This is a genomic window from Cobetia sp. 1CM21F, from assembly GCF_023161745.1.
GTDB classification, from domain to species: Bacteria; Pseudomonadota; Gammaproteobacteria; order Pseudomonadales; family Halomonadaceae; genus Cobetia; species Cobetia amphilecti.
The window spans coordinates 988467-1010253 of the sequence record NZ_JALNTQ010000002.1 but is presented as its reverse complement, the minus strand read 5'-3'; the positions used below and the strand labels follow the sequence as shown (position 1 = coordinate 1010253).

Annotated in this window: 18 protein-coding genes; 13 read left to right on the top strand and 5 right to left on the bottom strand. The window is 63.4% G+C overall.

Annotated features, from left to right (window positions below; translation table 11 throughout):
- Positions 1–161 precede the first annotated feature (161 nt).
- Entirely contained in the window at positions 162–3689 is a 3528-nt protein-coding gene (gene mfd, locus MSG32_RS09980) for a transcription-repair coupling factor (protein ID WP_213113353.1), read from the bottom strand.
- A gap of 555 nt (positions 3690–4244) precedes the next feature.
- On the opposite strand from mfd, the gene MSG32_RS09975 reads away from it, so the two are divergent.
- The 11 genes from MSG32_RS09975 to MSG32_RS09925 all read left to right on the top strand — a co-directional run bounded on the left by MSG32_RS09975 (position 4245) and on the right by MSG32_RS09925 (position 15514).
- Positions 4245–5693, top strand: a complete 1449-nt coding sequence (locus tag MSG32_RS09975) for a glyceraldehyde-3-phosphate dehydrogenase (RefSeq protein WP_248379320.1) — start codon at positions 4245–4247, stop codon at positions 5691–5693.
- A gap of 341 nt (positions 5694–6034) precedes the next feature.
- Positions 6035–7384, top strand: coding sequence for a Na(+)-translocating NADH-quinone reductase subunit A (locus MSG32_RS09970; RefSeq protein ID WP_054555019.1), 1350 nt, complete (start codon positions 6035–6037; stop codon positions 7382–7384).
- Positions 7384–8616: an NADH:ubiquinone reductase (Na(+)-transporting) subunit B gene (locus MSG32_RS09965; RefSeq protein ID WP_043331920.1), complete on the top strand. Its 1233-nt coding sequence runs from the start codon at positions 7384–7386 to the stop codon at positions 8614–8616. Before MSG32_RS09970 ends, MSG32_RS09965 begins: the two co-directional genes overlap by 1 nt.
- 1 nt (position 8617) lies before the next feature.
- Complete coding sequence (locus tag MSG32_RS09960) at positions 8618–9400, top strand: Na(+)-translocating NADH-quinone reductase subunit C (protein WP_043331918.1); 783 nt, start codon at positions 8618–8620, stop codon at positions 9398–9400.
- 2 nt (positions 9401–9402) lie between these two features.
- Positions 9403–10071: an NADH:ubiquinone reductase (Na(+)-transporting) subunit D gene (locus MSG32_RS09955; protein ID WP_043331917.1), complete on the top strand. Its 669-nt coding sequence runs from the start codon at positions 9403–9405 to the stop codon at positions 10069–10071.
- A gap of 1 nt (position 10072) precedes the next feature.
- The gene (nqrE, locus tag MSG32_RS09950) at positions 10073–10693 is read left to right on the top strand and encodes an NADH:ubiquinone reductase (Na(+)-transporting) subunit E (protein ID WP_043331916.1); all 621 of its coding nucleotides are present in this window, start codon (positions 10073–10075) and stop codon (positions 10691–10693) included.
- A 25-nt stretch (positions 10694–10718) separates the two neighbouring features.
- Positions 10719–11951 carry an NADH:ubiquinone reductase (Na(+)-transporting) subunit F gene (nqrF, locus tag MSG32_RS09945; RefSeq protein ID WP_043331915.1) on the top strand — a complete coding sequence of 411 codons (1233 nt, stop codon included), beginning with the start codon at positions 10719–10721 and terminating at the stop codon, positions 11949–11951.
- Between the two features lie 3 nt (positions 11952–11954).
- Entirely contained in the window at positions 11955–13028 is a 1074-nt protein-coding gene (locus MSG32_RS09940; RefSeq protein WP_248379312.1) for an FAD:protein FMN transferase, read from the top strand.
- 248 nt (positions 13029–13276) lie between these two features.
- Complete coding sequence (gene nqrM / locus MSG32_RS09935; RefSeq protein ID WP_043331913.1) at positions 13277–13528, top strand: (Na+)-NQR maturation NqrM; 252 nt, start codon at positions 13277–13279, stop codon at positions 13526–13528.
- 132 nt (positions 13529–13660) lie between these two features.
- Positions 13661–15052: a Si-specific NAD(P)(+) transhydrogenase gene (gene sthA / locus MSG32_RS09930; RefSeq protein ID WP_043331912.1), complete on the top strand. Its 1392-nt coding sequence runs from the start codon at positions 13661–13663 to the stop codon at positions 15050–15052.
- 129 nt (positions 15053–15181) lie between these two features.
- Entirely contained in the window at positions 15182–15514 is a 333-nt protein-coding gene (locus tag MSG32_RS09925; RefSeq protein WP_248379310.1) for a YrhK family protein, read from the top strand.
- 65 nt (positions 15515–15579) lie between these two features.
- On the opposite strand, the gene MSG32_RS09920 is transcribed toward MSG32_RS09925, so the two are convergent.
- The 3 genes from MSG32_RS09920 to MSG32_RS09910 form a co-directional block, all read right to left on the bottom strand.
- Complete coding sequence (locus MSG32_RS09920) at positions 15580–16449, bottom strand: DNA replication terminus site-binding protein (RefSeq protein WP_248379308.1); 870 nt, start codon at positions 16447–16449, stop codon at positions 15580–15582.
- Positions 16450–16740: 291 nt separating this feature from the next.
- Positions 16741–17661: a carbon-nitrogen hydrolase gene (locus tag MSG32_RS09915; RefSeq protein ID WP_248379306.1), complete on the bottom strand. Its 921-nt coding sequence runs from the start codon at positions 17659–17661 to the stop codon at positions 16741–16743.
- Entirely contained in the window at positions 17661–18722 is a 1062-nt protein-coding gene (locus MSG32_RS09910) for an agmatine deiminase family protein (RefSeq protein WP_248379304.1), read from the bottom strand. Before MSG32_RS09910 ends, MSG32_RS09915 begins: the two co-directional genes overlap by 1 nt.
- Positions 18723–18975: 253 nt before the next feature.
- On the opposite strand from MSG32_RS09910, the gene MSG32_RS09905 reads away from it, so the two are divergent.
- Together MSG32_RS09905 and MSG32_RS09900 are read left to right on the top strand one after the other, a co-directional pair.
- Entirely contained in the window at positions 18976–20220 is a 1245-nt protein-coding gene (locus MSG32_RS09905) for a lipoprotein-releasing ABC transporter permease subunit (protein WP_043332064.1), read from the top strand.
- A gap of 52 nt (positions 20221–20272) precedes the next feature.
- The gene (locus tag MSG32_RS09900) at positions 20273–20995 is read left to right on the top strand and encodes an ATP-binding cassette domain-containing protein (RefSeq protein WP_248379302.1); all 723 of its coding nucleotides are present in this window, start codon (positions 20273–20275) and stop codon (positions 20993–20995) included.
- 95 nt (positions 20996–21090) lie between these two features.
- On the opposite strand, the gene MSG32_RS09895 is transcribed toward MSG32_RS09900, so the two are convergent.
- Complete coding sequence (locus MSG32_RS09895; RefSeq protein ID WP_248379301.1) at positions 21091–21672, bottom strand: DUF2062 domain-containing protein; 582 nt, start codon at positions 21670–21672, stop codon at positions 21091–21093.
- Positions 21673–21787 lie beyond the last annotated feature (115 nt).

Below are 21787 nucleotides of genomic sequence, written 5' to 3'. Positions count from 1 at the left end.
TAGGTAGGGCGTGTAGAGGGTGTAGAGGGTATGCCCGCACGAAAAAAACGGCCTGCATCCGCGATGCAGGCCGTTTTCATGTTCCGCTCACGCTCACGCTCACGCTCACGCTCAAGTTCATGCCCACGTTCGAGCCCAAGCGCCTGGCAGCACAGGGCGCGTCAGGCCGCCTTGGTCTTGGCGTTGAGCAGGTCCAGCAAGGTTTCGCAGAAGCTGAAGCGCTTCTCGGCGTCATCCATGTCGGTGGCGAAGCGCAGCGTGTCGGCGCCTTCCAGCTTGTAGACATCCGACTGGCGCTGGATCAGGTTGACCAGCGTCAGCGGATCGACCGGCGTCTGGGCGCCGAAGATGATGCGACCACGTCCGGCGCCGGCCTCCAGCTTGATGATGCCCAGCGCCTGGGCGCGCTGGCGCAGCTGGGTCTGGCGGAACAGCGTCTTGACCGGTTCCGGCAGCAGGCCGAAGCGGTCGATCATCTCGACCTGCAGTTCGCGCAGGTCGCTTGCGTTCTCGGCGTTGCTGATGCGCTTGTACATCATCAGGCGCTGCTGGACGTCATGCAGATAATCGGCCGGAATCAGTGCCGGAAGGTTCAGGCTGACCTCGACGCCTTCATCCAGCGGCGACTCGATATTGGGCGTCTTGCCCGCCTTGATGGCCTTCACGGCGCGATCGAGCATCTCCATGTACAGCGAGTAGCCGATGGTTTCCATCTGGCCGGACTGCTCGTCACCCAACAGCTCACCCGCGCCGCGAATCTCCATGTCATGGGAGGCCAGCGTGAAGCCGGCGCCGAGGTCCTGGGATTCGCTGATCGCTTCCAGGCGCTTGACCGCATCGCGGGTCATCGCCTTGGGGTGCGGGGTCAGCAGGTAGGCGTAGGCCTGGTGATGCGAGCGCCCGACGCGGCCACGCAGCTGGTGCAGCTGGGCCAGGCCGAACTTGTCGGCGCGCTCGATGATGATGGTGTTGGCGCTCGGGATGTCGATGCCGGTCTCGATGATGGTCGAGCACACCAGCACGTTGAAGCGCTTGTGATAGAAGTCCGACATGCGCCGCTCCAGGCTGCGCTCCGGCAGCTGGCCGTGGGCGACGCCGACATTGGCCTCCGGCACCAGCTCCGCGATGCGCGCGGCGCTCTCCTCGATGGTCTTGACCTCATTGTGCAGCACGTAGACCTGCCCGCCGCGCAGCAGCTCGCGCAGGATGGCTTCCTTGACCACGCCGTCATTGCGCTGCTGGACGAATGTCTTCACCGACAGGCGGCGCGCCGGTGGCGTGGCGATGATGGACAGGTCGCGGATGCCGCTCATCGCCATGTTCAGCGTGCGCGGAATCGGCGTGGCAGTCAGGGTCAGGATGTCGACCTCGGCGCGCAGGCTCTTGAGGCGCTCCTTCTGGGAGACGCCGAAGCGGTGCTCCTCATCGATGATCAGCAGCCCCATGTTGGGCAGCTCCAGCGATTTGGAGAGCAGCTTGTGAGTGCCGATCACGATATCGGCCTGGCCGTTCCTGATGCGCTCGAGCGAGGCTTCCTGGCCCTTGCCGCTGGTGAAACGCGACAGCAGGGCAATCTCCACCGCGGTGTCGGCGAAGCGATCGCGGAAGTTGTCGTAGTGCTGCTGGGCGAGCAGGGTGGTGGGCACCAGCACCACCACCTGGCGGCCGGAATTGACGGCGAGGAAGGCGGCGCGCATCGCGACTTCCGTCTTGCCGAAGCCGACATCGCCACATACCACGCGGTCCATCGGCTGGGGCGCGCACATGTCCTGGATCACCGCGCCGATGGTCTGCGCCTGGTCCGGCGTTTCCTCGAAGGGGAAGCTGGCCGCGAAGCGTGCGTAGTCCTCGGCGGGGAAGTCACAGGCATGGCCGACACGCGCCTCGCGGCGTGCATAGACATCCAGCAGCTCGGCGGCGGTATCGCGGATCTTCTCGGCGGCCTTGCGCTTGGCCTTCTCCCACTGCTCGGAGCCCAGCTTGTGCAGCGGCGCCAGCTCGTCACTGGCCCCGGAATAGCGCGAGATCAGGTGCAGGCTGTCCACCGGCACGTAGAGCTTGGCGCCATCGGCGTATTCGAGCGCGAGGAACTCGGCCTCCTGACCCCCGGCGTTGATGGTCTCCAGCCCCAGATAGCGGCCGACGCCGTGGGTGTGGTGCACCACCGGCGCGCCTTCACGCAACTCCGAGAGGTGGCGCACGGCCAGCTCGTTGTCATCGGTGGCGCGCGCCTGGCGGCGGCTCTGACGTACCACTTCGCCGTAGAGCTCGGTCTCGGTGATGACCACCAGCCCCTTGTGGCTGTCGGTATCATCGCTGGACAGCGCATCTTCTGCCTGCGCGCTGGCCACCCAGGTGCCATGCGTCAGGCCACCGACGGTCAGGCCGACGGCGGCTGGGCTATCCACGAAGTGCTCGAAGCTTGCGAAGTCATCCAGGCTGCGCAGCCCGAAGCCGCGCAGCAGCGGGGTGAGCTGCTCCTCGACGACTTCGCGGCGGCCCTGGGTCTCGGCGACGAACAGTACGCGCTGGGCGTGCTCACCGTTCAGGCGTTGTTTCAGGAAGCTGGCCAGGGCCTGGGTCGGGTCGGCGCTGCGCGCATCGATGGCCAGGCTTGGCAGTGTCTGGTGGCCGAACTCGATGGCGTGGGCATTGGGCTCGCGTACCAGCTCGATGCGCTCGTGCTGCTTGATCAGGCCCAGCAGCTCATTGACCGGCACGAAGGCGCGGTGCGGTGGCAGCAGCGGGCGTGTCGGGTCGACGCCCAGATTGGCGTAGCGGGTGGTGATGGCGTCCCAGTGGCTCTCGGCCGCCTCGCGCACGCCGGGCAGCATGGCGATGCGCAGCTCGTCGCCCATGTGATCGAACAGCGTCGCGGTCTCGTCGAAGAACAGCGGCAGGTACTGCTCGAGCCCCGGCGAGGGGATGCCCTTGATGGCGTCGTTGTAGAGAATGCACTGGCGCGGGTCGACGTCGAACAGCGTCTCGAAGCCCTCGCGGAAGCAGGCGATGGCGCCGCGCGTCAGCGGATATTCATGCGCAGGCAGAATCTCGATCGCCTCGACCTTGTCGCCACTGCGCTGGGTGTCAGGGTCGAAGGCCCGCAGGGTGTCGATCTCGTCATCGAACAGGTCGATGCGCAGCGGTTGCTCGCTGCCCATGGGGAACAGGTCGATCAATGCGCCGCGCAGGGCGTATTCGCCCGGCTCGTAGACCGTCTCCACCGCGCGGTAACCGGCGCGCGACAGGCGTGAGCGGAAGTCCTCGCGATTGAGGATGTCGCCCTTGGCGAGACTGAAGACCTGGCCTGCGATGTAATCCACCGGCGCGAGGCGCTGCATCAGGGTGTTGACCGGTACCGGCACGATGGCGCGGCGGCTGGTCTGCAGGGTGCGCAGGGTGCGCAGGCGCTCCGAGACGATGTCCTGGTGCGGCGAGAAGCTGTCGTAGGGCAGCGTTTCCCAATCGGGGAAGGGCAGCAGGCGCTCGGGATGGCGCGTATAGAAGCGCAGGTCGGCTTCCAGGCGCTGGGCGCTGGCGGTGTCCGGGGTGATGACCATCAGCGGCGCTTCATCGGCATCGGCCAGGCGCGCCAGCGCCAGCGCCGCGGCGCTGGGATCATTGAGCATCCAGAAGGTGGTTTCGCGGCGCGAGCGCGGCAACGGGGGCGTCAGCGGAGTCTCGAACATGGGCTCTGGTGTCTTGTGTCCTGGGCTTGGGCGCAACGCCTTGCGGCGTTCACGGCACGGGATGACGTCACGGGCAGGGCCCGAGTGAATAAGGTGCTGGGTCAGGCGCTCGCGGTGAGCGGCCCACGCATGCAGATGACGCTGAGCGACTCATGAGCGCAAGGCAGTCTCTCGGGTGCACGGCACATTGGTGAGCGCGCGGCACACTCAGGTGAGCAACAAGGCAGGCGCGCTTCAACGCAAGCTGTCGCAGCGCAAGGGGCTGCAACGTCAGTCGCCGCCATGAAAGGAGTCGCGCTTGATCATAGCAAGTCAGTCGCTATATGGGGGCAAGTGATACGCTTTTCAGCACCGTGGACGCAGATGGCCGAGCGCGGGATGGGGGAAACGCTTTTGTAGTCAAATCGTTGATTCTGTAGCACTACTACCCTGCGTGCGACCATCCTTTCATTGTGGTGCATAGCCGCGTTACGCATACTCAGCTGGCCTTGTCCGGCGTCGCCAAGCGCTCGGTGACGACCATCATTATTTGCCCGCACGTGAGAGGATGCACCCGTGAGCCAAGAGAATCTCGAAGCCTGTTTCAAGCAGTGGCAGGACAATGAAGCCCTCGCGGAGCAGATGATCCCGCTGTTGGGAGATCTCTACCGCCGCTTCAACGTCGTGCCCTCCATCTACGGGCGTTCGCTGATCAATCGCTCGATGGTGCGCATCCTCAAGAACCACCGTTGGGTGCGCAAGGCCGAAGGCGTCGAGCTGTCAGTGGAAGATACCTTCCCGCTGGTGCGCGCCATGATCGAGCTCAACCTGGGCCCGGCCCACGTCGACATCGGCAAGCTGGCCGTCGCCTTCAAGCGCTCTGACGAGACGGACATCACCGCCTTCCTCAAGCGTGAGCTGGCCGACATCGTCGGTGGCTACGTCGAAGGCGGCATGGGCGGCGACCCGAAGGACGTCGTCCTGTATGGCTTCGGGCGTATCGGCCGCCTGTTGGCGCGCATCATGATCGAGAAGGCCGGCGGCGGTAACCTGCTGCGCCTGCGCGCCATCGTGGTGCGTGGCAGCAAGGATGATCTGGAAAAGCGGGCCAGCCTGCTGCGTCGCGACTCGGTGCACGGTCCCTTCGAGGGCAGCATCACCGTCGATGAGGAAAACTCGGCGCTGATCGTCAACGGCAACTACATCAAGATCATCTACGCCAATTCGCCCACCGAGATCGATTACACCGCGCACGGCATCGACAACGCCATCGTGGTCGACAACACCGGCAAGTGGCGTGACGAAGCGGGCCTGGGTCAGCACCTGGAGTGCAAGGGCGTGGCCAAGGTGCTGCTGACGGCGCCGGGCAAGGGCGATCTCAAGAACATCGTCTACGGCGTCAACCACACCGACATCAGCGATGATGACCGCATCATCTCCGCGGCCTCCTGTACCACCAACGCCATCGTGCCGGTGCTGAAGATGCTGCACGACGAGTACGGTGTCAGTCAGGGTCACGTCGAGACGGTGCACTCCTACACCAATGACCAGAACCTGATCGACAACTTCCACAGTGGTGATCGTCGTGGCCGTGCCGCGGCCCTCAACATGGTGTTGACCGAGACCGGTGCCGCCAAGGCCGTCGCCAAGGCGCTGCCGGAGCTTTCCGGCAAGCTGACCGGCAACGCGATCCGTGTGCCGACGCCCAATGTCTCGATGGCGATCCTCAACCTGACCCTGAACACCGCAAGCGACGCCGAGCGCATGAACGACTTCCTGCGCACCGCCTCGCTGCATTCCTCGCTGCAGAAGCAGATCGACTACGTCGATTCCTGTGAAGTGGTGTCCTCGGACTTCGTCGGCAACCGTCATTCCGGCATCGTCGATGGCCAGGCGACCATCGTCACCGACAAGCAGGCCGTCGTGTACGTGTGGTACGACAACGAGTTCGGTTACAGCTGTCAGGTGGTGCGTATTCTGCAGCACATGTCCAACGTGCGTTTCAGCTACTTCCCGACGCGCTGAGTCAATGCGCCGCGTCTGTGGCGTGACTTGCGAAAAATTGAAATAAATACCTGCTGTTACAACGCCCCTGCCCTCAATGATGGCGGGGGCGTTGGCGTTTTTGGCGTGTGCACCACTTTAGTGTCGTATGGTCTTTCCGGCCTCGCATCTTTATAATGAGCCGGATTTTTTTGGGCCGGTCCAATCTCTGGGCTACACCTCCAACCGTCTGATAAGAAAAGCATTCACATTGCCTGATACGCGAAAATCGCGAGGTTGCCTGGTCAATTATCGGCCTCGAGGCGTATCTACGATGGGTGATCTTTCCTGAACAACATCAGATCCGACAATTGGGCGAGTCTATGATCGAAGTCAAACGTGGCCTGGATCTCCCCATCGCCGGGGCGCCGGAGCAGCGTATCGAGGATGCGCAGCCCGTTCGTCGCGTAGCGATCCTGGGTGTTGACTACGTCGGCATGAAGCCGACGATGGAAGTCCGTGAAGGGGACAAGGTGAAGCAGGGGCAACTCCTGTTCACTGACAAGAAGACCCCGGGCGTCCGTTACACCGCGCCTGCTGCCGGTACTGTGGTCGAGATCAATCGTGGCGAGAAGCGCAAGCTTCTGTCCGTGGTCATCGAGATCGACGCGCAGGGCGAAGCTGTGGAATTCACTGCACATGGCGACGCCGCCATTGCAGGTCTCGAACGTCAGGTCGTGGTCGACCAGCTGGTCGAGTCCGGTCTGTGGACGGCGCTGCGTACCCGCCCGTTCTCGCGCGTGCCGGCGCTGGATGCCAAGCCGGCAGCCATCTTCGTCACCGCCATCGATACCCACCCGCTGTCCGCGGATCCGGCCGTGGTGCTCAAGGGCCAGGAAGCCGCTTTCCGTCAGGGTCTCGTCGCACTGACGCGTCTGACCGAAGGCAAGGTGTTCCTGTGCCAGGCACCGGGTGCTGATATCCCGGGTGGCGACGTCTCCGGTGTGGTCAGCGAGTCCTTCAAGGGCCCGCACCCGGCGGGTCTGCCGGGCACGCACATCCATCACCTCGCACCGGTCAGCCTGCAGCGTCAGGTCTGGCATGTCGGTTATCAGGATGTGGTCGCCATCGGTACGCTGCTGGCGGAAGGTCGCCTGGACACCACGCGCGTCATCGCCGTCGGTGGCCCGCGTGCCACCAAGCCGCGTCTGCTGCGCACCCGTCTGGGCGCCAGCACCGAAGAGCTGCTCAAGGGCGAAGTCGAGCAGCCGGAAGACACGCGTGTCATCTCCGGTTCGGTGTTCTCCGGCCTGACCTGTGAAGGGGCGCTGCGTTTCGTCAGCCGCTACCACAATCAGGTGAGCCTGCTCGAGGAAGGCAACAAGCGTGCCTTCATGGGCTGGCTGTCGATGGGCGCCAAGCGTCACTCGGTGCTGGGTATCTACCTGTCGAAGCTGACCGGTCTGACCGACTACCGCCCGAACACCTCCACCAACGGCTCCGAGCGTGCCATGGTGCCGGTGGGCGCGTACGAGGCGGTCATGCCGCTGGACATTCTGCCGACGCAGCTGCTGCGTTCGCTGATCGTGGGTGATATCGAGACCGGCATGCAGCTTGGCTGCCTGGAGCTTGATGAAGAGGACCTCGCGCTGTGCACCTACGTGTGCCCGGGCAAGTACGAGTACGGTCCCATCCTGCGTGACAACCTCACCACGATCGAGAAAGAGGTCTGATGATGGGCATTCGACAGACTCTGGATAACCTGGAGCCGCACTTCCACAAAGGTGGCAAGTACGAGAAGTTCTACGCGCTCTACGAAGCCGTGGACACCATTTTCTATGCGCCGGCGAGCGTCACGCGCAGCACCACTCACGTGCGTGATGGCATCGACCTGAAGCGCATCATGATCACGGTCTGGATGTGTACCTTCCCGGCCATGTTCTTCGGCATGTACAACGCCGGTCTGCAGGCCAACGAGGCCATCGCTGGCGGTTACAGCGCACTGGGCGGCTGGCGTGAAGCCATCGTCATGCTGCTGGCGGGCAGCCACGATGCCGGCAGCGTGTGGGCCAACTTCATCCTGGGGGCCACCTACTTCCTGCCCATCTATCTGGTGACCTTCGCGGTCGGCGGGTTCTGGGAAGTGCTGTTCGCGATGCGTCGCGGCCACGAGGTCAATGAAGGCTTCTTCGTCACCTCGGTGCTGTTCGCCCTGACACTGCCGGCGACCATTCCGCTGTGGCAGGTCGCGCTCGGTATCACCTTCGGTGTGGTGATCGGCAAGGAAGTCTTCGGCGGTACCGGCAAGAACTTCCTCAACCCGGCACTCTCCGGCCGTGCCTTCCTGTACTTCGCCTACCCGGCCAGCATTTCCGGCGACGCGGTATGGGTACCGGCAGACGGCTTCACCGGTGCGACCGCGCTCTCCACTGCCGCGCAGGATGGCATGGGTGCCCTGATGCAGCAGATGAGCTGGACCGACGCCTTCCTCGGCTTCATTCCGGGCTCGGTGGGTGAGGTCTCCACACTGGCGATCTTCCTCGGTGCCGCAGTGCTGCTGTGGACGCGTATCGCCTCGTGGCGAATCATGCTGGGCGTCCTGCTGGGCATGATCGCGACCTCGGCGCTGTTCAATGCCATCGGCAGCGACACCAATGCCATGTTCGAGATGCCGTGGTACTGGCACATGGTCATCGGCGGCTTCGCCTTCGGTATGGTCTTCATGGCCACCGATCCGGTCTCCGCGTCCATGACCAACAAGGGCAAGCTGGTATTCGGTGCACTGATCGGCGTGATGACCGTGCTGATCCGTGTCGCCAACCCGGCCTTCCCGGAGGGCATCATGCTGGCGATCCTGTTCGCCAACCTGTTCGCTCCGCTGATCGACCACTTCGTCGTGCAGGCCAACATCAAGCGCCGCGTCAAGCGCGAGACTGCCGGCATCGCGAACGAGGAGACCGTCTGACATGGCCAGCAACAACTCCATCAAGAAAACCCTCGGCGTCGCGCTCGGGCTGTGCATCGTCTGCTCGGTGGTGGTTTCCACCGCAGCGGTCGTGCTGCGTCCGATGCAGATGACCAATGCCGAGCTGGACCGCAAGAGCAACATCCTCGCGGTCGCCGAGCTGCTGCAGCCGGGTGAAGACATCGGTCAGCAGTTCCGTGACAAGGTCACCGCCAAGGTGGTGGACCTGGATTCCGGTGAATACGTCGACGACATCGACCCGGAAAAGTACGACCAGGCCAAGATGTCCAAGGACCCGGCCACCTCACGCACCCTGTCTGGCGATGAAGACCTGCCGGGCATCAAGCGTCGTGAGCAGTACTCCGTGGTCTACCTGGTCGGCGATGTCGAGCAGCCGGACGAGATCATCGTCCCGGTGCGCGGCAACGGCCTGTGGTCAATGATGTACGGCTATCTGGCACTGAAGGGTGACGGCAACACCGTGGTCGGTCTTTCCTTCTACCAGCAGGGCGAAACTCCGGGGCTTGGCGGCGAAGTCGACAACCCGAAGTGGAAGGCCCAGTGGGATGGCAAGAAGATCTATCCCGAAGGCAGCATGGACCCGGAAGTGCACCTGAAGAAGGGCGGCGTGAATCCGTCTTCTCCGGATGCCAAGTACCAGGTCGATGCGCTGTCAGGGGCTACCCTGACCAGCAACGGCGTGACCAACCTGTTGCAGTTCTGGATGGGTGAGAATGGCTTCGCCAAGTACCTGACCCAGTTCCGTGACGTCAAAGGAGCGTAATGATGGCAGCCGAAACTCCTAAAGGTGTCCTGACGACGCCGATCTTCAAGAACAACCCCATCGCGCTGCAGATCCTCGGTATCTGCTCCGCGCTGGCGGTGACCAACTCGATGAACACCGCCCTGATCATGGGTATCGCGGTGTGCCTGGTGACAGCGTTCTCCAGCATGTTCATCTCGTTGATCCGCAATCACATCCCGTCGTCCATCCGCATCATCGTGCAGATGACGATCATTGCCTCGCTGGTCATCGTGGTCGACCAGTCGCTGAAGGCCTTCGCCTTCGAGACGTCCAAGCAGCTGTCGGTCTTCGTCGGTCTGATCATCACCAACTGCATCGTGATGGGGCGCGCTGAAGCCTACGCCATGCAGAATGGCCCGACGATGAGCTTCATCGACGGTATCGGCAACGGTCTCGGCTACACCGTGATCCTGCTGGTGGTCGGCTTCGTGCGTGAGCTGTTCGGTTCCGGCTCCCTGTTCGGCGTGACCATCCTGCAGACCGTCAACGACGGTGGCTGGTACATCCCGAACGGCCTGATGCTGCTGCCGCCGTCCGCGTTCTTCGTCATCGGTCTGTTCATCTGGGTGCTGCGCAGCATCTACCCGGAGCAGGTCGAGAAGGCGGAGTACAAGATTACCGCCAACACCAAGATCAAGGAGGCTGTGTAACATGTTCGAACACTATCTGAGCCTGTTCATCAAGGCCGTGTTCGTCGAGAACATGGCACTGGCCTTCTTCCTGGGCATGTGTACCTTCCTGGCGGTGTCCAAGAAGATCCAGTCCGCGATCGGTCTGGGCGTGGCCGTCATCGTCGTGCTGGCGGTGACCGTTCCGGTCAACAACCTGATCCTGAACTACCTGCTGCGTGAAGGCGCGCTGACCTGGACGGGTCTGGAAGGGGCGGAAAGCATCGACCTGTCCTTCCTGGGCTACCTGTCCTACATCGGCGTCATCGCGGCGATCGTCCAGATCCTCGAGATGTTCCTCGACAAGTTCGTGCCGGCGCTCTACAACGCGCTGGGCGTGTTCCTGCCGCTGATCACGGTCAACTGCGCCATCCTCGGTGCGGCCCTGTTCATGGTGCAGCGTGACTACACCTTCGGTGAGTCCGTCATCTATGGCGTGGGTGCCGGCTTCGGTTGGGCCCTGGCCATCGCTGCACTGGCCGGTATCCGCGAGAAGCTCAAGTACTCTGACGTGCCGGCTGGCCTGCAGGGTCTGGGCATCACCTTCATCACCGTTGGCCTGATGTCGCTGGGCTTCATGTCCTTCTCCGGCGTCCAGCTGTAACGCAACCGAGCATAAGGAAATCGAAATGGTAGATACCTCCATCATCGTGCTCGGCGTCGTCATGTTCACCGTGGTCGTTATCGGCCTGGTGCTCGTGATTCTCGCGGCACGCAGCAAGCTGGTCTCGAGTGGTGACGTCCAGATCGAGATCAACAACGACCCCGCCAACACCCTGACGACCCAGGCCGGCGGCAAGCTGCTGCAGACCCTGGCCGCCAACGGCATCTTCCTGTCCTCCGCCTGTGGTGGCGGTGGCTCCTGTGCCCAGTGCAAGTGCCGGATCTCGGAAGGCGGCGGTTCCATCCTGCCGACCGAAGAATCCCACTTCACCATGGGTGAGAAGAAGGAAGGCTGGCGCCTGTCGTGCCAGGTCCCGGTCAAGCAGGACATGAAGATCGAAGTGCCGGAAGAGATCTTCGGCGTGAAGAAGTGGGAAACCACCGTCACCGCCAACCCGAACGTCGCGACCTTCATCAAGGAGCTGAACCTGCAGCTGCCGGAAGGCGAGGAAGTCAACTTCCGCGCCGGTGGTTACGTGCAGCTGGAAGCGCCGGCCTACGACATCAAGTTCTCCGACTTCGACATCGAAGAAGAGTATCGTGGTGACTGGGAGAAGTTCGGTCTGTTCAACGTTCAGCACAAGAACGAAGAGCCGGTCATCCGCGCTTACTCCATGGCGAACTATCCGGAAGAGTACGGCATCCTGAAGTTCAACATCCGTATCGCCACTCCGCCGCCGAATTCCCAGCATCCGCCGGGTCTGATGTCCACCTACGTCTTCTCGCTGAAGCCGGGTGACAAGGTGACCGTGATGGGGCCGTTCGGTGAGTTCTTCGCCAAGGACACCGACGCCGAGATGGTCTTCATCGGTGGTGGTGCCGGCATGGCGCCGATGCGCAGCCATATCTTCGATCAGCTCAAGCGTCTGAATTCCAAGCGCAAGATGTCGTTCTGGTACGGTGCGCGCTCCATGCGCGAGTCGTTCTACAACGAGGAATACGACAAGCTGGCCGAAGAGAACGAGAACTTCGAATGGCACCTGGCGCTGTCCGATCCGCAGCCTGAGGACAACTGGGAAGGCCCGACGGGCTTCATCCACAATGTCCTGTACGAAAACTACCTCAAGGACCACCCGGCGCCTGAGGATTGCGAGTACTACATGTGCGGGCCGCCCATGATGAACGCAGCCGTCGTCAAGATGCTCACCGACATGGGTGTAGAGCCGGAGAACATCCTGCTCGATGACTTCGGTGGTTGATCGATGATGTCACGCGTCGCAAGACGACTGGCAGGGCCGGCCCTCATGGGGCTGGCCCTGCTGGTTGCAGGCTGTGAAAATTCCAGCAACCCTGAGTTGCATCGCTTCGCCGGCCCCATCTTCGGCACCGGGTTCCATGTCACGGTGGCTGCGGACCTGGACGCCGATGAGGTGGCGTCGCTCAAGCAGGCGAGCCTCGAGGCGCTCGACAAGGTCGACTGGCAGATGTCGACCTACAAGGACGCCTCGGAGCTCTCGAAGCTGAATCAGGCGCCGCTGGATACGCCGATCACGCTGTCGGATGGCCTGGCGCAGGTGCTGGCCGAGTCGCAGGACATCGGCAAGCGCTCCGACGGGGCCTTCGATATCACCGTCGGCCCGGCCGTCAATCTGTGGGGCTTCGGCCCGGATGAGCGTCTCGACAAGGCGCCGAGCGATGAACAGATCGCGCAGGCGCTCGAGAAGGTCGATCATCTGGCGCTGGAGCTCGATGGCAATACGGTGATCAAGCGCAAGCCGGTGTATGCCGACCTGTCGGGGATCGCCAAGGGTTATGGGGTGGACAGAGTCGCCGATGTGCTCGAGGCCAATGGCATCGAGAACTATCTGGTCGAAGTCGGTGGCGAGATCCGCGTCAAGGGTGAGAAACCCGGCCACAAGCCGTGGCGGATCGCCATCGAAGCGCCGAAGTCCTTCGAGCGCTCGGTGCAGCGGATCATCGATCCCGGCAATGCTGCGGTTGCCACCTCCGGTGATTACCGCAACTATTTCGAGCAGGACGGCGTACGTTACTCGCACACGATCGATCCACGTACCGGTCGACCGATCCAGCACAGTCTGGCCTCGGTCACCGTGATCACGCCGGATTGCGCGAGTGCGGACGCCTGGGCCACGGCACTCAATGTGCTGGGCGCCGAGAAGGCAATGACGATCGCAATTCGCGAGAACATTGCCGCCTATTTCATTGTCAAAACGGATGATGGCTTCAAACAGTCCTGGAGTCCGGCATTCGCGCCCTACCTGAAGGACGCGCCGGCGACAGGCGACATGAAGCCCGCAGATGAAGCCGGCGCCTGAGCCCGGTCTATCGAGAGCCGGTCTATTGAGAGCCGGTCTGCCAAGAGCCGGTCTGCCGAGAGGTAGCCGGCCGGGCTTTCTCATCTGCCATCTGTCGAGACACGCCTCCGACAGGGTCGGGTGCTCGGATTGCATGGCATCTTCTGGATGCTGTCCTGAATGATCCACAGGATCGACAGGGTGCAAGCTGCGCTGAGGCCGACCCGCGCGAGAGGTTCACAATGGGGCCATGCCCCGGGAGGAATGACATGACGATCTGGTTACTGGTATTCGCCGCGATGTTGCTGCTGATTGGCGTGATGGCCGTCGGTGTTCTGATGGGCCGCAAGCCGATCGCAGGCTCCTGCGGTGGTCTCAACAACCTCGGGCTCAAGGATGGCTGTGACATCTGTGGCGGCAAGGACGAGGAGTGCGAGAAGGAGCAGGATCGCCAGCGTCTGATGGCAGAGAGTGGCGGCAAGCCGGCCAGCGATCTGGCCTACGACGCCGCACGTCGCTGATTTCTGCTCTGATGGCTCAGAGCCCGCCGGCCGCAAGGCCTGCTACCGGCCCTGACATGGCAGTGTCACCGCGAGGTGAGACCGTACGTGTCAGGGCCGGTCTACGAACAATCAAGGAGCAAAGCGAGTCTCATGGCAGTCTATAACTACGATGTCGTCGTGATCGGTACCGGTCCGGCAGGGGAAAGCGCGGCAGTCAACGCGGCCAAGCATGGCAAGCGTGTCGCCGTGATCGAGGCTCAGTCTTCCGTGGGCGGCAACTGCACCCACAAGGGCACCATCCCTTCCAAGGCGCTGCGCCACGCGGTCAAGCAGATCATCGAGTTCAACACCAATCGCATGTTCCGCGATATCGGCGAGCCGCGCTGGTTCTCCTTCCCCAAGGTGCTGGAGCGTTCACGTCGCACCATCGAGCAGCAGGTCGAGATGCGTACGCGCTTCTACGCCCGCAATCGCATCGATGTGTTCTTCGGTACCGCGCGCTTCAAGGACGAGCACACCGTCGTGGTGCGCGATGCCCATGAAGGGGTCGAGGAGCTGCACGCGGAGAAGGTCGTGATCGCCACCGGCTCGCGTCCCTACCGCCCGGCGGACGTCAACTTCCGCCACCCGCGCATCTACTGCTCCGACACCATCCTGGGCCTGTCGCACACGCCGCGCACGCTGATCATCTACGGTGCCGGTGTCATCGGCTCCGAGTACGCCTCGATCTTCTCCGGCCTTGGCGTCAAGGTCGACCTGATCGATACGCGTGATCGTCTGCTGTCCTTCCTGGATAACGAGATTTCCGACGCGCTGTCCTACCACCTGCGCAACAACGGCGTGCTGGTGCGTCACAACGAGGAATACGATCGCATCGAGGGCGACGAGTCCGGTGTGGTCGTGCACCTCAAGTCCGGCAAGAAGCTGCGTGCTGACGCCTTCCTGTGGGCCAACGGTCGTACCGGCAACACCGACAGCCTTGGTCTCGAGAATGTCGGCCTGCAGGCCAACGGCCGCGGTCAGCTGACCGTCGATGATCAGTACCGTACCGAGCTGGACCACGTCTATGCGGTGGGCGATGTGATCGGCTGGCCGAGCCTGGCATCCGCCGCCTACGATCAGGGCCGCTTCGCCTCGGCCAACCTGCTGGGGGAAGAGTTCAAGTTCGTCAATGAGGTGCCGACCGGCATCTATACCATCCCCGAGATCAGCTCGGTGGGGCGTGGCGAGTCCGAACTGACCGAGGCGCGCATCCCCTACGAAGTCGGGCAGGCGTTCTTCAAGGACACCGCCCGCGCCCAGATCACCGGCGATACCGTCGGCATGCTCAAGATCCTGTTCCATCGCGATACGCTGGAAATTCTCGGCATCCACTGCTTCGGTGACCAGGCGTCCGAGATCGTGCACATCGGTCAGGCCATCATGCAGCAGAAGGGTGAGGCGAATACGCTCAAGTACTTCGTCAACACCACCTTCAACTACCCGACCATGGCGGAAGCCTATCGGGTCGCGGCCATGAATGGACTCAACCGTCTGTTCTGAGCGGCGCGAGCCTCGCGCCCGCTGACTTGAAGGCACACCACAAGGCCCCGACATCATTGATGTCGGGGCCTTGTGGTTGTCGGGCTCCCAACTGGGAAACCTTGTTGATGATCCTTGAGGAAATAACGCATGCAGGATGATCCACAGCAACACGACACTCGCCAGTCGGGCACGCAGTCACGCCAGACACTGCAGGATGATCCAACCTCGGACCTCACGCTGCGGCTTGGCCATGAGGAGCTGATCATCCATCGCCGTTATGAGCTGGCCAGCATCATCAATGAGCTGGTGCTGGGCCTGCTGTTCACGATCGGCAGCGTGTGCTTCTTCTGGGAAGAGTGGATGACACTGGGAATCTGGCTGTTCGTGATCGGCTCGCTGCAGCTGACGCTCAAGCCGGTGATTCGCCTGGCGCGCCGCATGCACCTCAAGCGGATGCCCGAATCGGCGCTGGACCTCTAGCAGGCGTCTTCACGGCCGGTCTGTCTCTCCGGCTCACCGGCTCACCGGCTCTCAGGCTCTGGAGATCAGCGATAGCGATGCACGCGTAGACTCTTGAGGAAGGGCGTGTCCTCGATGCGCACGTCGCCGCGGCGGGCGCGTGTGCGTTCGGTGGGCGGCGTCGGGCTTGGCTGGTTGAGAGCGGGCAGGCGTAGGTCATCATGCGGCAGGAACAGCGGCAGAGAGACATTCAGCGCGCGGCGCGCACGTAGCTCACCGTCTTCGCGCATCACTGGCTCACGGTAGAACAGGTTGGCGCGCATCAGCGGTGCCTGGGGCTGGATGCGGGCCAGAATCTCATCCGATGGCAAGCCAGCGAGTAGCTTGAGCTGCAGGCGTACGTGCTCGGCCTCGGTATCCAGCTTCATCAGCAAGGCTTCACACTCCGCCACGCTGACGCGCTGGATCGAGCGCCCGGAGCTGTACCAGGCGAAGCGCACTCGCGCCACCGGCGCTTCCGCCACCGGCACCCGCCGCCAGCACTGCTTGAGATGCAGCCGCGCCAGTCCATCGCCCCTCAGGTGCTGATTCAGCCCCGGATGGCGGAAGGGCAGAATTGCCTTCAGCTCGGCCAGTTGGTCGGGATACTTCTCGCGCAGCTCGGCGAAGAGCTCCGCCAGCTGCTCCTTGGCCGCGTTGAGCGCCGCGACGCGCTCGATCACCGTCGGGCCTGCGGCGACGACGCCCAGATAGGGGCGGGTGACTCGGCCGTCCTGGCCATCCTGATACCACACGTCCTGCAACGCCTGGCTGAGCCATTCGCTATCGGCACTGACGCCATCCAGCCGCCAGAGTGGCGAATTCTCTTCTCTGACCGCGGTGATGACCTGATCGGCGGCACTGATCTGCGTATCGAAGGCCGCTTCTATTCTGGCCATCAACTGGTATTCGGGCATGCTCTGCGTCCTGATTGCAGCAAGGGAGACGTGTTTTTTTATCGCGTTATCTTGTTTAGCCTAGCGTGACCGGGATGGCAAGTCAGACCATGGCGGCATGCGCGGACAGAAGAAGGGCTGCGAGAGACTGAATCACCCGGAATGGAGTGACGGGAGAGGCCGGCTACGCCGGCGCCGACAGACTGAAACAGAAGAGGGCGCCACGCTGGGCGCCCTCCTGTCTCTGCGGGGGTCTGTGTGATCTCGACAGGGCGCTGTTGTCAGGCCGGCACCTGCAAAAGCCCGCTGGGCTCAGCGGTCGCGATAGCGCTCGGTGAGATCACCATAGGCATCGATGCGACGATCGCGCAGGTAAGGCCAGATGCGGCGCACATCTTCGCCGCGCGCCAGGTCCACCTCGACCAGCAGCTCTTCGGGCTCGGTGCCGCCATGCGCCAGCAGCTCGCCCTGAGGGCCGCAGATGAAGCTGCCGCCCCAGAACTGGATGCCTTCGCTGGCAGGTGTCGGGTCCGCTTCATGACCGACCCGGTTGGCGACGATCACCGGCACGCCATTGGCGACGCCGTGGCTGCGCTGGATCAGGGTCCAGGCATCCTTCTGACGCGTCTGCTCAGCTTCATCGTCGCGCGGGTCCCAGCCGATGGCGGTGGGGTAGAGCAGCATCTCGGCACCGGCCAGTGCCATCAGGCGTGCGCCTTCGGGATACCACTGGTCCCAGCAGACCTGCACGCCCAGACGGCCGACCGAGGTGTCGATGGGCTCGAAGCCGCGGCGCGGGGACTGTGCGCTGGGTGCATCGCCCGGTGTGAAGTAGAACTTCTCGTAGAAGCCGGGATCATCCGGAATGTGCATCTTGCGGAAGGTGCCGGCCAAGCCAGCGGCCTTGTCGAGTACCACGGCGGTGTTGTGATACACGCCCGCCGCGCGGCGCTCGAAGATGGAGCCGACGATCACCAGGCCGAGTTCGGCGGCCATACCGGCCAGTCGCTGGGTGGTCGGGCCTTCGAGGGGCTCGGCGAGATCGAAGATCTCGGTGTCTTCGGTCTGGCAGAAGTAGTGGCTGGCATGCAGCTCCTGCAGCATCACCAGCTCAGCGCCATTGGCGGCAAGGCGACGAATGGCGGCTTCGCTGGCCGCCAGGCTTGTGTCCTTGTCGGGCCAGCCCTGTTGCTGGACGACACCGACCTTGAGTGTACGGCGGGAAGCAGTCATCACAGTGCTCCTTGAGAGGTGTTCGAGGTGGCCAGCGTGCCCTTGGACAGTTGCATGGTCATGCAGTGCAGGCTGCCATGCTGGCGAATCACGGCGCGGGAATCGACCGGAATGATGTCACGCTTGGGGAAGGCGCTGGCGAGGGCCTTGAGGGCGATCATGTCGTGACGATCGGCGTAGGTCGGCACCAGCACGGCCCCGTTGATGATCAGGAAGTTGGCGTAGGTCGCCGGCAGGCGATGGCTGTCGTCCGGGTCGAAGCAGGCATCCGGCCACGGCAGCGGCACCAGGAAGTAGGGGTCGCCATTGGCGTCGCGCAGGGCTTCAAGTTCGGCTTCCATTGCCTTGAGCGCCGGGTAATGCGGGTCGTCGCGATCATCGCAGCGGACATAGGCGATGGTGCGCGGGTCGCAGAAGCGCGCCAGGGTGTCGACATGGCTGTCGGTGTCATCGCCTTCCAGATGACCATTGGCGAGCCACAGCACACGTTTGACCCCGAAATCGGCCTTGAGTTGCGCCTCGACCTGGGCGCGGCTCAGGCCGGCATTGCGGTTGTCGTTGAGCAGGCAGGCCTCGGTGGTCAGCAGGGTGCCCTGGCCGTCGCTCTCGATGCCGCCGCCTTCCAGAATGAAGTCACGGCTTTCCACCGGGCTTGCGTAAGCCCCCTGCGCGGCGAGGGCGCGGGTCAGGGCGTTGTCGCGGGCGGCCTCGAACTTGCCGCCCCAGCCGGTGAAGGTGTAGTCGAGCAGCACCGGCTGGCCATCACGTTCGATGGTGATGGGGCCATGGTCGCGCGTCCAGGTGTCATCCAGCGGCGCCACGAAAAGATGCAGGCGCTCGGCGGGCACGCCGAAACCGGCGAAGCGCGCGGCGAGGCGCTCGCGGGTGGCGTCATCGCTGACGCTGATCAGTACGTGCTGATAGCGGCTGATGGCGATCACCATGGCCTCGCAGGTGGCTTCGATGCTCTCGAGCATCTCGCGCCAGTCACTGTGCGGGCTGGGCCAGCTGAGCTGGATGGCGTCCTGCGGGTGCCATTCGGCGAGCAGACGGGTGGCCATGGGCATCTCCCTGATGAAGAGGTAACGATAAAGGCGCAAGCCGCAATGCCGCGGACTCGGCGCGCGATGATAGCAGAGCCATGCGCCGACGCTAGCCCTGTGGCGTCTGACGTGCACATGTCTCGCCATGCTGGCGGTTCATGTTGGCCACAGACGAAGGCTGGCAAACTGCGTTCGAATATGGCTCCATGCGCCGAGCCTGCGGAATGCGTATCATGGCCCGCGACCCTGACCCAAGGAATCGACTTCGATGCTGCTGGATCGCCTACCCTTTCTGATCGGCCTGCGCTATACCCGCGCCAAGCGCCGTAACCATTTCATTTCCTTCATTTCCTTGACCTCGATGCTGGGGCTGTCGCTGGGCGTCGCCGTGCTGATTCTGGTGCTGTCGGTGATGAACGGCTTCGACCACGAGCTGCGCACCCGCGTGCTGGGCATGGTGCCGCATGTGCGCGTCGAGGCGCGTGACAGCGTCACCGACTGGGAGACGCTGGCCGGCAAGCTGCGCGAGAAACCGCATGTCGTCGGTGCGGCGCCCTATATCGAGCAGCAGGGCATGTTCACCACCAACGGCCGCAACAAGGGCGCGTTGGTCACCGGTATCGATCCGTCCGCGGAGGACCAGGTCTCGATCATCAGCGAGCACATGGTGCAGGGCAGCCTGGCGGATCTCACGCCCGGCAGCTGGGGCATCGTGATGGGCGAGCTGCTGGCGCGCAACCTGGGCGTCGGCGTGGGGGATCGCGTCACGCTATTGGTGCCCGAGGCCTCCATCACGCCCGGGGGTATCTTCCCGCGTCTCAAGCGCTTCACGGTGACCGGTATCTTCAAGGTCGGCGCGGACGTCGATGCCAGCCTTGCCTACACCGATATCTCGGACATGGCCAAGCTGGCGCGCTTCAAGGAAGGTGACGTCCAGGGGGTGCGCCTGAAGCTCGATGACCTGTTCAGCGCCGATCAGGTCACGCGTGACATCGTCAGCCAGCTGGGGCCGCAGTATCGCGGCATGGACTGGAAGCGCACCCACGGCAACCTGTTCGCCGCCATCCAGATGGAGAAGAACATGATCGGCCTGCTGCTGATGGTGATCGTCGCCGTCGCGGCCTTCAATATCGTCTCGACGCTGGTGATGATGGTGACGGACAAGCACGCTGACATCGCCATCCTGCGCACTCTCGGGGCCAGGCCCGGTTCCATCATGGGCATCTTCATCGTGCAGGGGCTGACCATCGGCGTGATGGGCATCATCATCGGCGCCATCGCCGGTGTGGCGCTGGCACTGAGCGTCTCAGACATCATCGCCTGGGTGCAGTCGACCTTCGGTATCCAGTTCCTGGACCCCAACGTCTACTTCATCAGCTATCTGCCATCGCGCCTCGAGATGAGCGACATGGGTATCATCATCGGCTCCGCGCTGGTGCTGAGCTTCCTGTCGACGCTGTATCCGGCCTGGCGCGCCTCGCGCATCCAGCCGGCGGAGGTGCTGCGCTATGAGTAATCCGTCGACACCGTCTGATGCATCTATCCGTTCCGCTGCTGGAGACACCGCCATGCCGACGCCGGCTTCTGACACTCACGCGCCGGGTCAGGCCCACGGCAAGCCGATGCTGATCTGTGAGCGCCTGAGTCGCAGTTACGATGAGGGCCCGCAAGAGGTGCAGGTGCTCGACGAGCTGGAGCTGCGCGTGCATGCCGGTGAACGAGTCGCCGTCGTCGGCAGCTCCGGCTCCGGCAAGACCACGCTGCTCAACCTGCTCGGCGGTCTGGACCATCCCAGCCAGGGCATCGTGAAGGTAGCCGGGCAGCGCCTGTCCGAACTCAGCGAATCGGCGCTGGGCAGCTTCCGCAATCAGCACATCGGCTTCGTGTATCAGTTCCACCATCTGCTGGCGGAATTCAGTGCCGAAGAGAACGTGGCGATGCCGTTGATCATCCGTGGCCACAAGCGCGCCGAGGCTGCCATCAAGGCGCGCAAGCTGCTGGAGCGGGTCGGCATGGCGCCGCGCGCCGATCACAAGCCGGGCGAGCTGTCCGGGGGTGAGCGCCAGCGCGTCGCCATCGCGCGTGCGCTGGTGACCGACCCGAGCCTGGTGCTGATGGATGAGCCGACCGGCAACCTGGATCAGACCACGGCGGCGCGCATTCTCGAGCTGATGGATGACATCGCGCGTGAAGCGCAGGCAGCCTTCATCATCGTGACCCACGACAACGGTCTGGCCGCGCACCAGCACCGTGTGCTGCGCCTGGACGGCGGCAAGCTGCACGAGGACTGAGTCGAGCCGCTGACTGATTCACGCTAGCCAGAAAGCCAAACGCCCCGCCATCTCTCGATGGCGGGGCGTTTTTCATGCGCGTCTGTCGGCAGCGTTCAGAGCTTGTCCGTGTCCTGCTCAGCGTTCTGGCGTGTCGATTGCTCCTTGCTGCAACGTCTGGCGGCCAGGCGCGCCTTGCGGCGGCTGCGCCAGTTGCGCACCACCTGATAGCGCCACAAGAGGCGGACCAGCATGTTGGCCAGCAGCGCGAGGACGACGGCGCTGACCAGCGAGCCCAGCGCCAGGGCGGGCAGGATGTCTTCCAGCTGGTTGGCGAACCAGGCTGCGGAGACCTGGTCCGGCATCACGCGTGCGGGCGTGTCCAGCATCCAGGCACCCACGCGGTAGGTCGCGTAGTAGACCACCGGCATGGTCAGCGGGTTGGTCACCCACACCAGACCCACCGACAGCGCGAGGTTGCAGCGCAGTGCCCAGGCACCGAAGGCGGCCACCACCATCTGGAAGGGAATCGGCAGCAGCGCACAGAACAGCCCCACCATGCAGGCATTGGCCACAGTGCGTCGCGACAACGCCCACAGTGCGGGATCGGCGATCAGGTGATGCATGAAGCGCAGCGACTTCTTGCGCTTGAGGGCATCCGGTTCCGGCATGAGCCGCTTGAGTAGACGACGAGGCATGACTTGGCCATTTGGCATTCAACGCCGGCCATTATCCATACATGGCTACAGGACTGCCATGCTGACTGCGCAGTTATCCGGTTCGTGATCTGCAACCCGCGTGTCTCGATTCGGC

Excerpts from the sequence above, each read along its gene's own strand:
- MSG32_RS09915 (WP_248379306.1), bottom strand. The coding sequence starts at position 17,661 with ATGACTGCTTCCCGCCGTACACTCAAGGTCGGTGTCGTCCAGCAACAG.
- MSG32_RS09940 (WP_248379312.1), top strand. The coding sequence starts at position 11,955 with ATGATGTCACGCGTCGCAAGACGACTGGCAGGGCCGGCCCTCATGGGG.
- MSG32_RS09895 (WP_248379301.1), bottom strand. The coding sequence starts at position 21,672 with ATGCCTCGTCGTCTACTCAAGCGGCTCATGCCGGAACCGGATGCCCTC.
- MSG32_RS09960 (WP_043331918.1), top strand. The coding sequence starts at position 8,618 with ATGGCCAGCAACAACTCCATCAAGAAAACCCTCGGCGTCGCGCTCGGG.
- nqrE (WP_043331916.1), top strand. The coding sequence starts at position 10,073 with ATGTTCGAACACTATCTGAGCCTGTTCATCAAGGCCGTGTTCGTCGAG.
- MSG32_RS09925 (WP_248379310.1), top strand. The coding sequence starts at position 15,182 with ATGCAGGATGATCCACAGCAACACGACACTCGCCAGTCGGGCACGCAG.
- MSG32_RS09910 (WP_248379304.1), bottom strand. The coding sequence starts at position 18,722 with ATGGCCACCCGTCTGCTCGCCGAATGGCACCCGCAGGACGCCATCCAG.
- nqrM (WP_043331913.1), top strand. The coding sequence starts at position 13,277 with ATGACGATCTGGTTACTGGTATTCGCCGCGATGTTGCTGCTGATTGGC.
- MSG32_RS09920 (WP_248379308.1), bottom strand. The coding sequence starts at position 16,449 with ATGCCCGAATACCAGTTGATGGCCAGAATAGAAGCGGCCTTCGATACG.
- MSG32_RS09900 (WP_248379302.1), top strand. The coding sequence starts at position 20,273 with ATGCCGACGCCGGCTTCTGACACTCACGCGCCGGGTCAGGCCCACGGC.
- MSG32_RS09955 (WP_043331917.1), top strand. The coding sequence starts at position 9,403 with ATGGCAGCCGAAACTCCTAAAGGTGTCCTGACGACGCCGATCTTCAAG.
- mfd (WP_213113353.1), bottom strand. The coding sequence starts at position 3,689 with ATGTTCGAGACTCCGCTGACGCCCCCGTTGCCGCGCTCGCGCCGCGAA.
- MSG32_RS09970 (WP_054555019.1), top strand. The coding sequence starts at position 6,035 with ATGATCGAAGTCAAACGTGGCCTGGATCTCCCCATCGCCGGGGCGCCG.
- sthA (WP_043331912.1), top strand. The coding sequence starts at position 13,661 with ATGGCAGTCTATAACTACGATGTCGTCGTGATCGGTACCGGTCCGGCA.
- nqrF (WP_043331915.1), top strand. The coding sequence starts at position 10,719 with ATGGTAGATACCTCCATCATCGTGCTCGGCGTCGTCATGTTCACCGTG.
- MSG32_RS09965 (WP_043331920.1), top strand. The coding sequence starts at position 7,384 with ATGATGGGCATTCGACAGACTCTGGATAACCTGGAGCCGCACTTCCAC.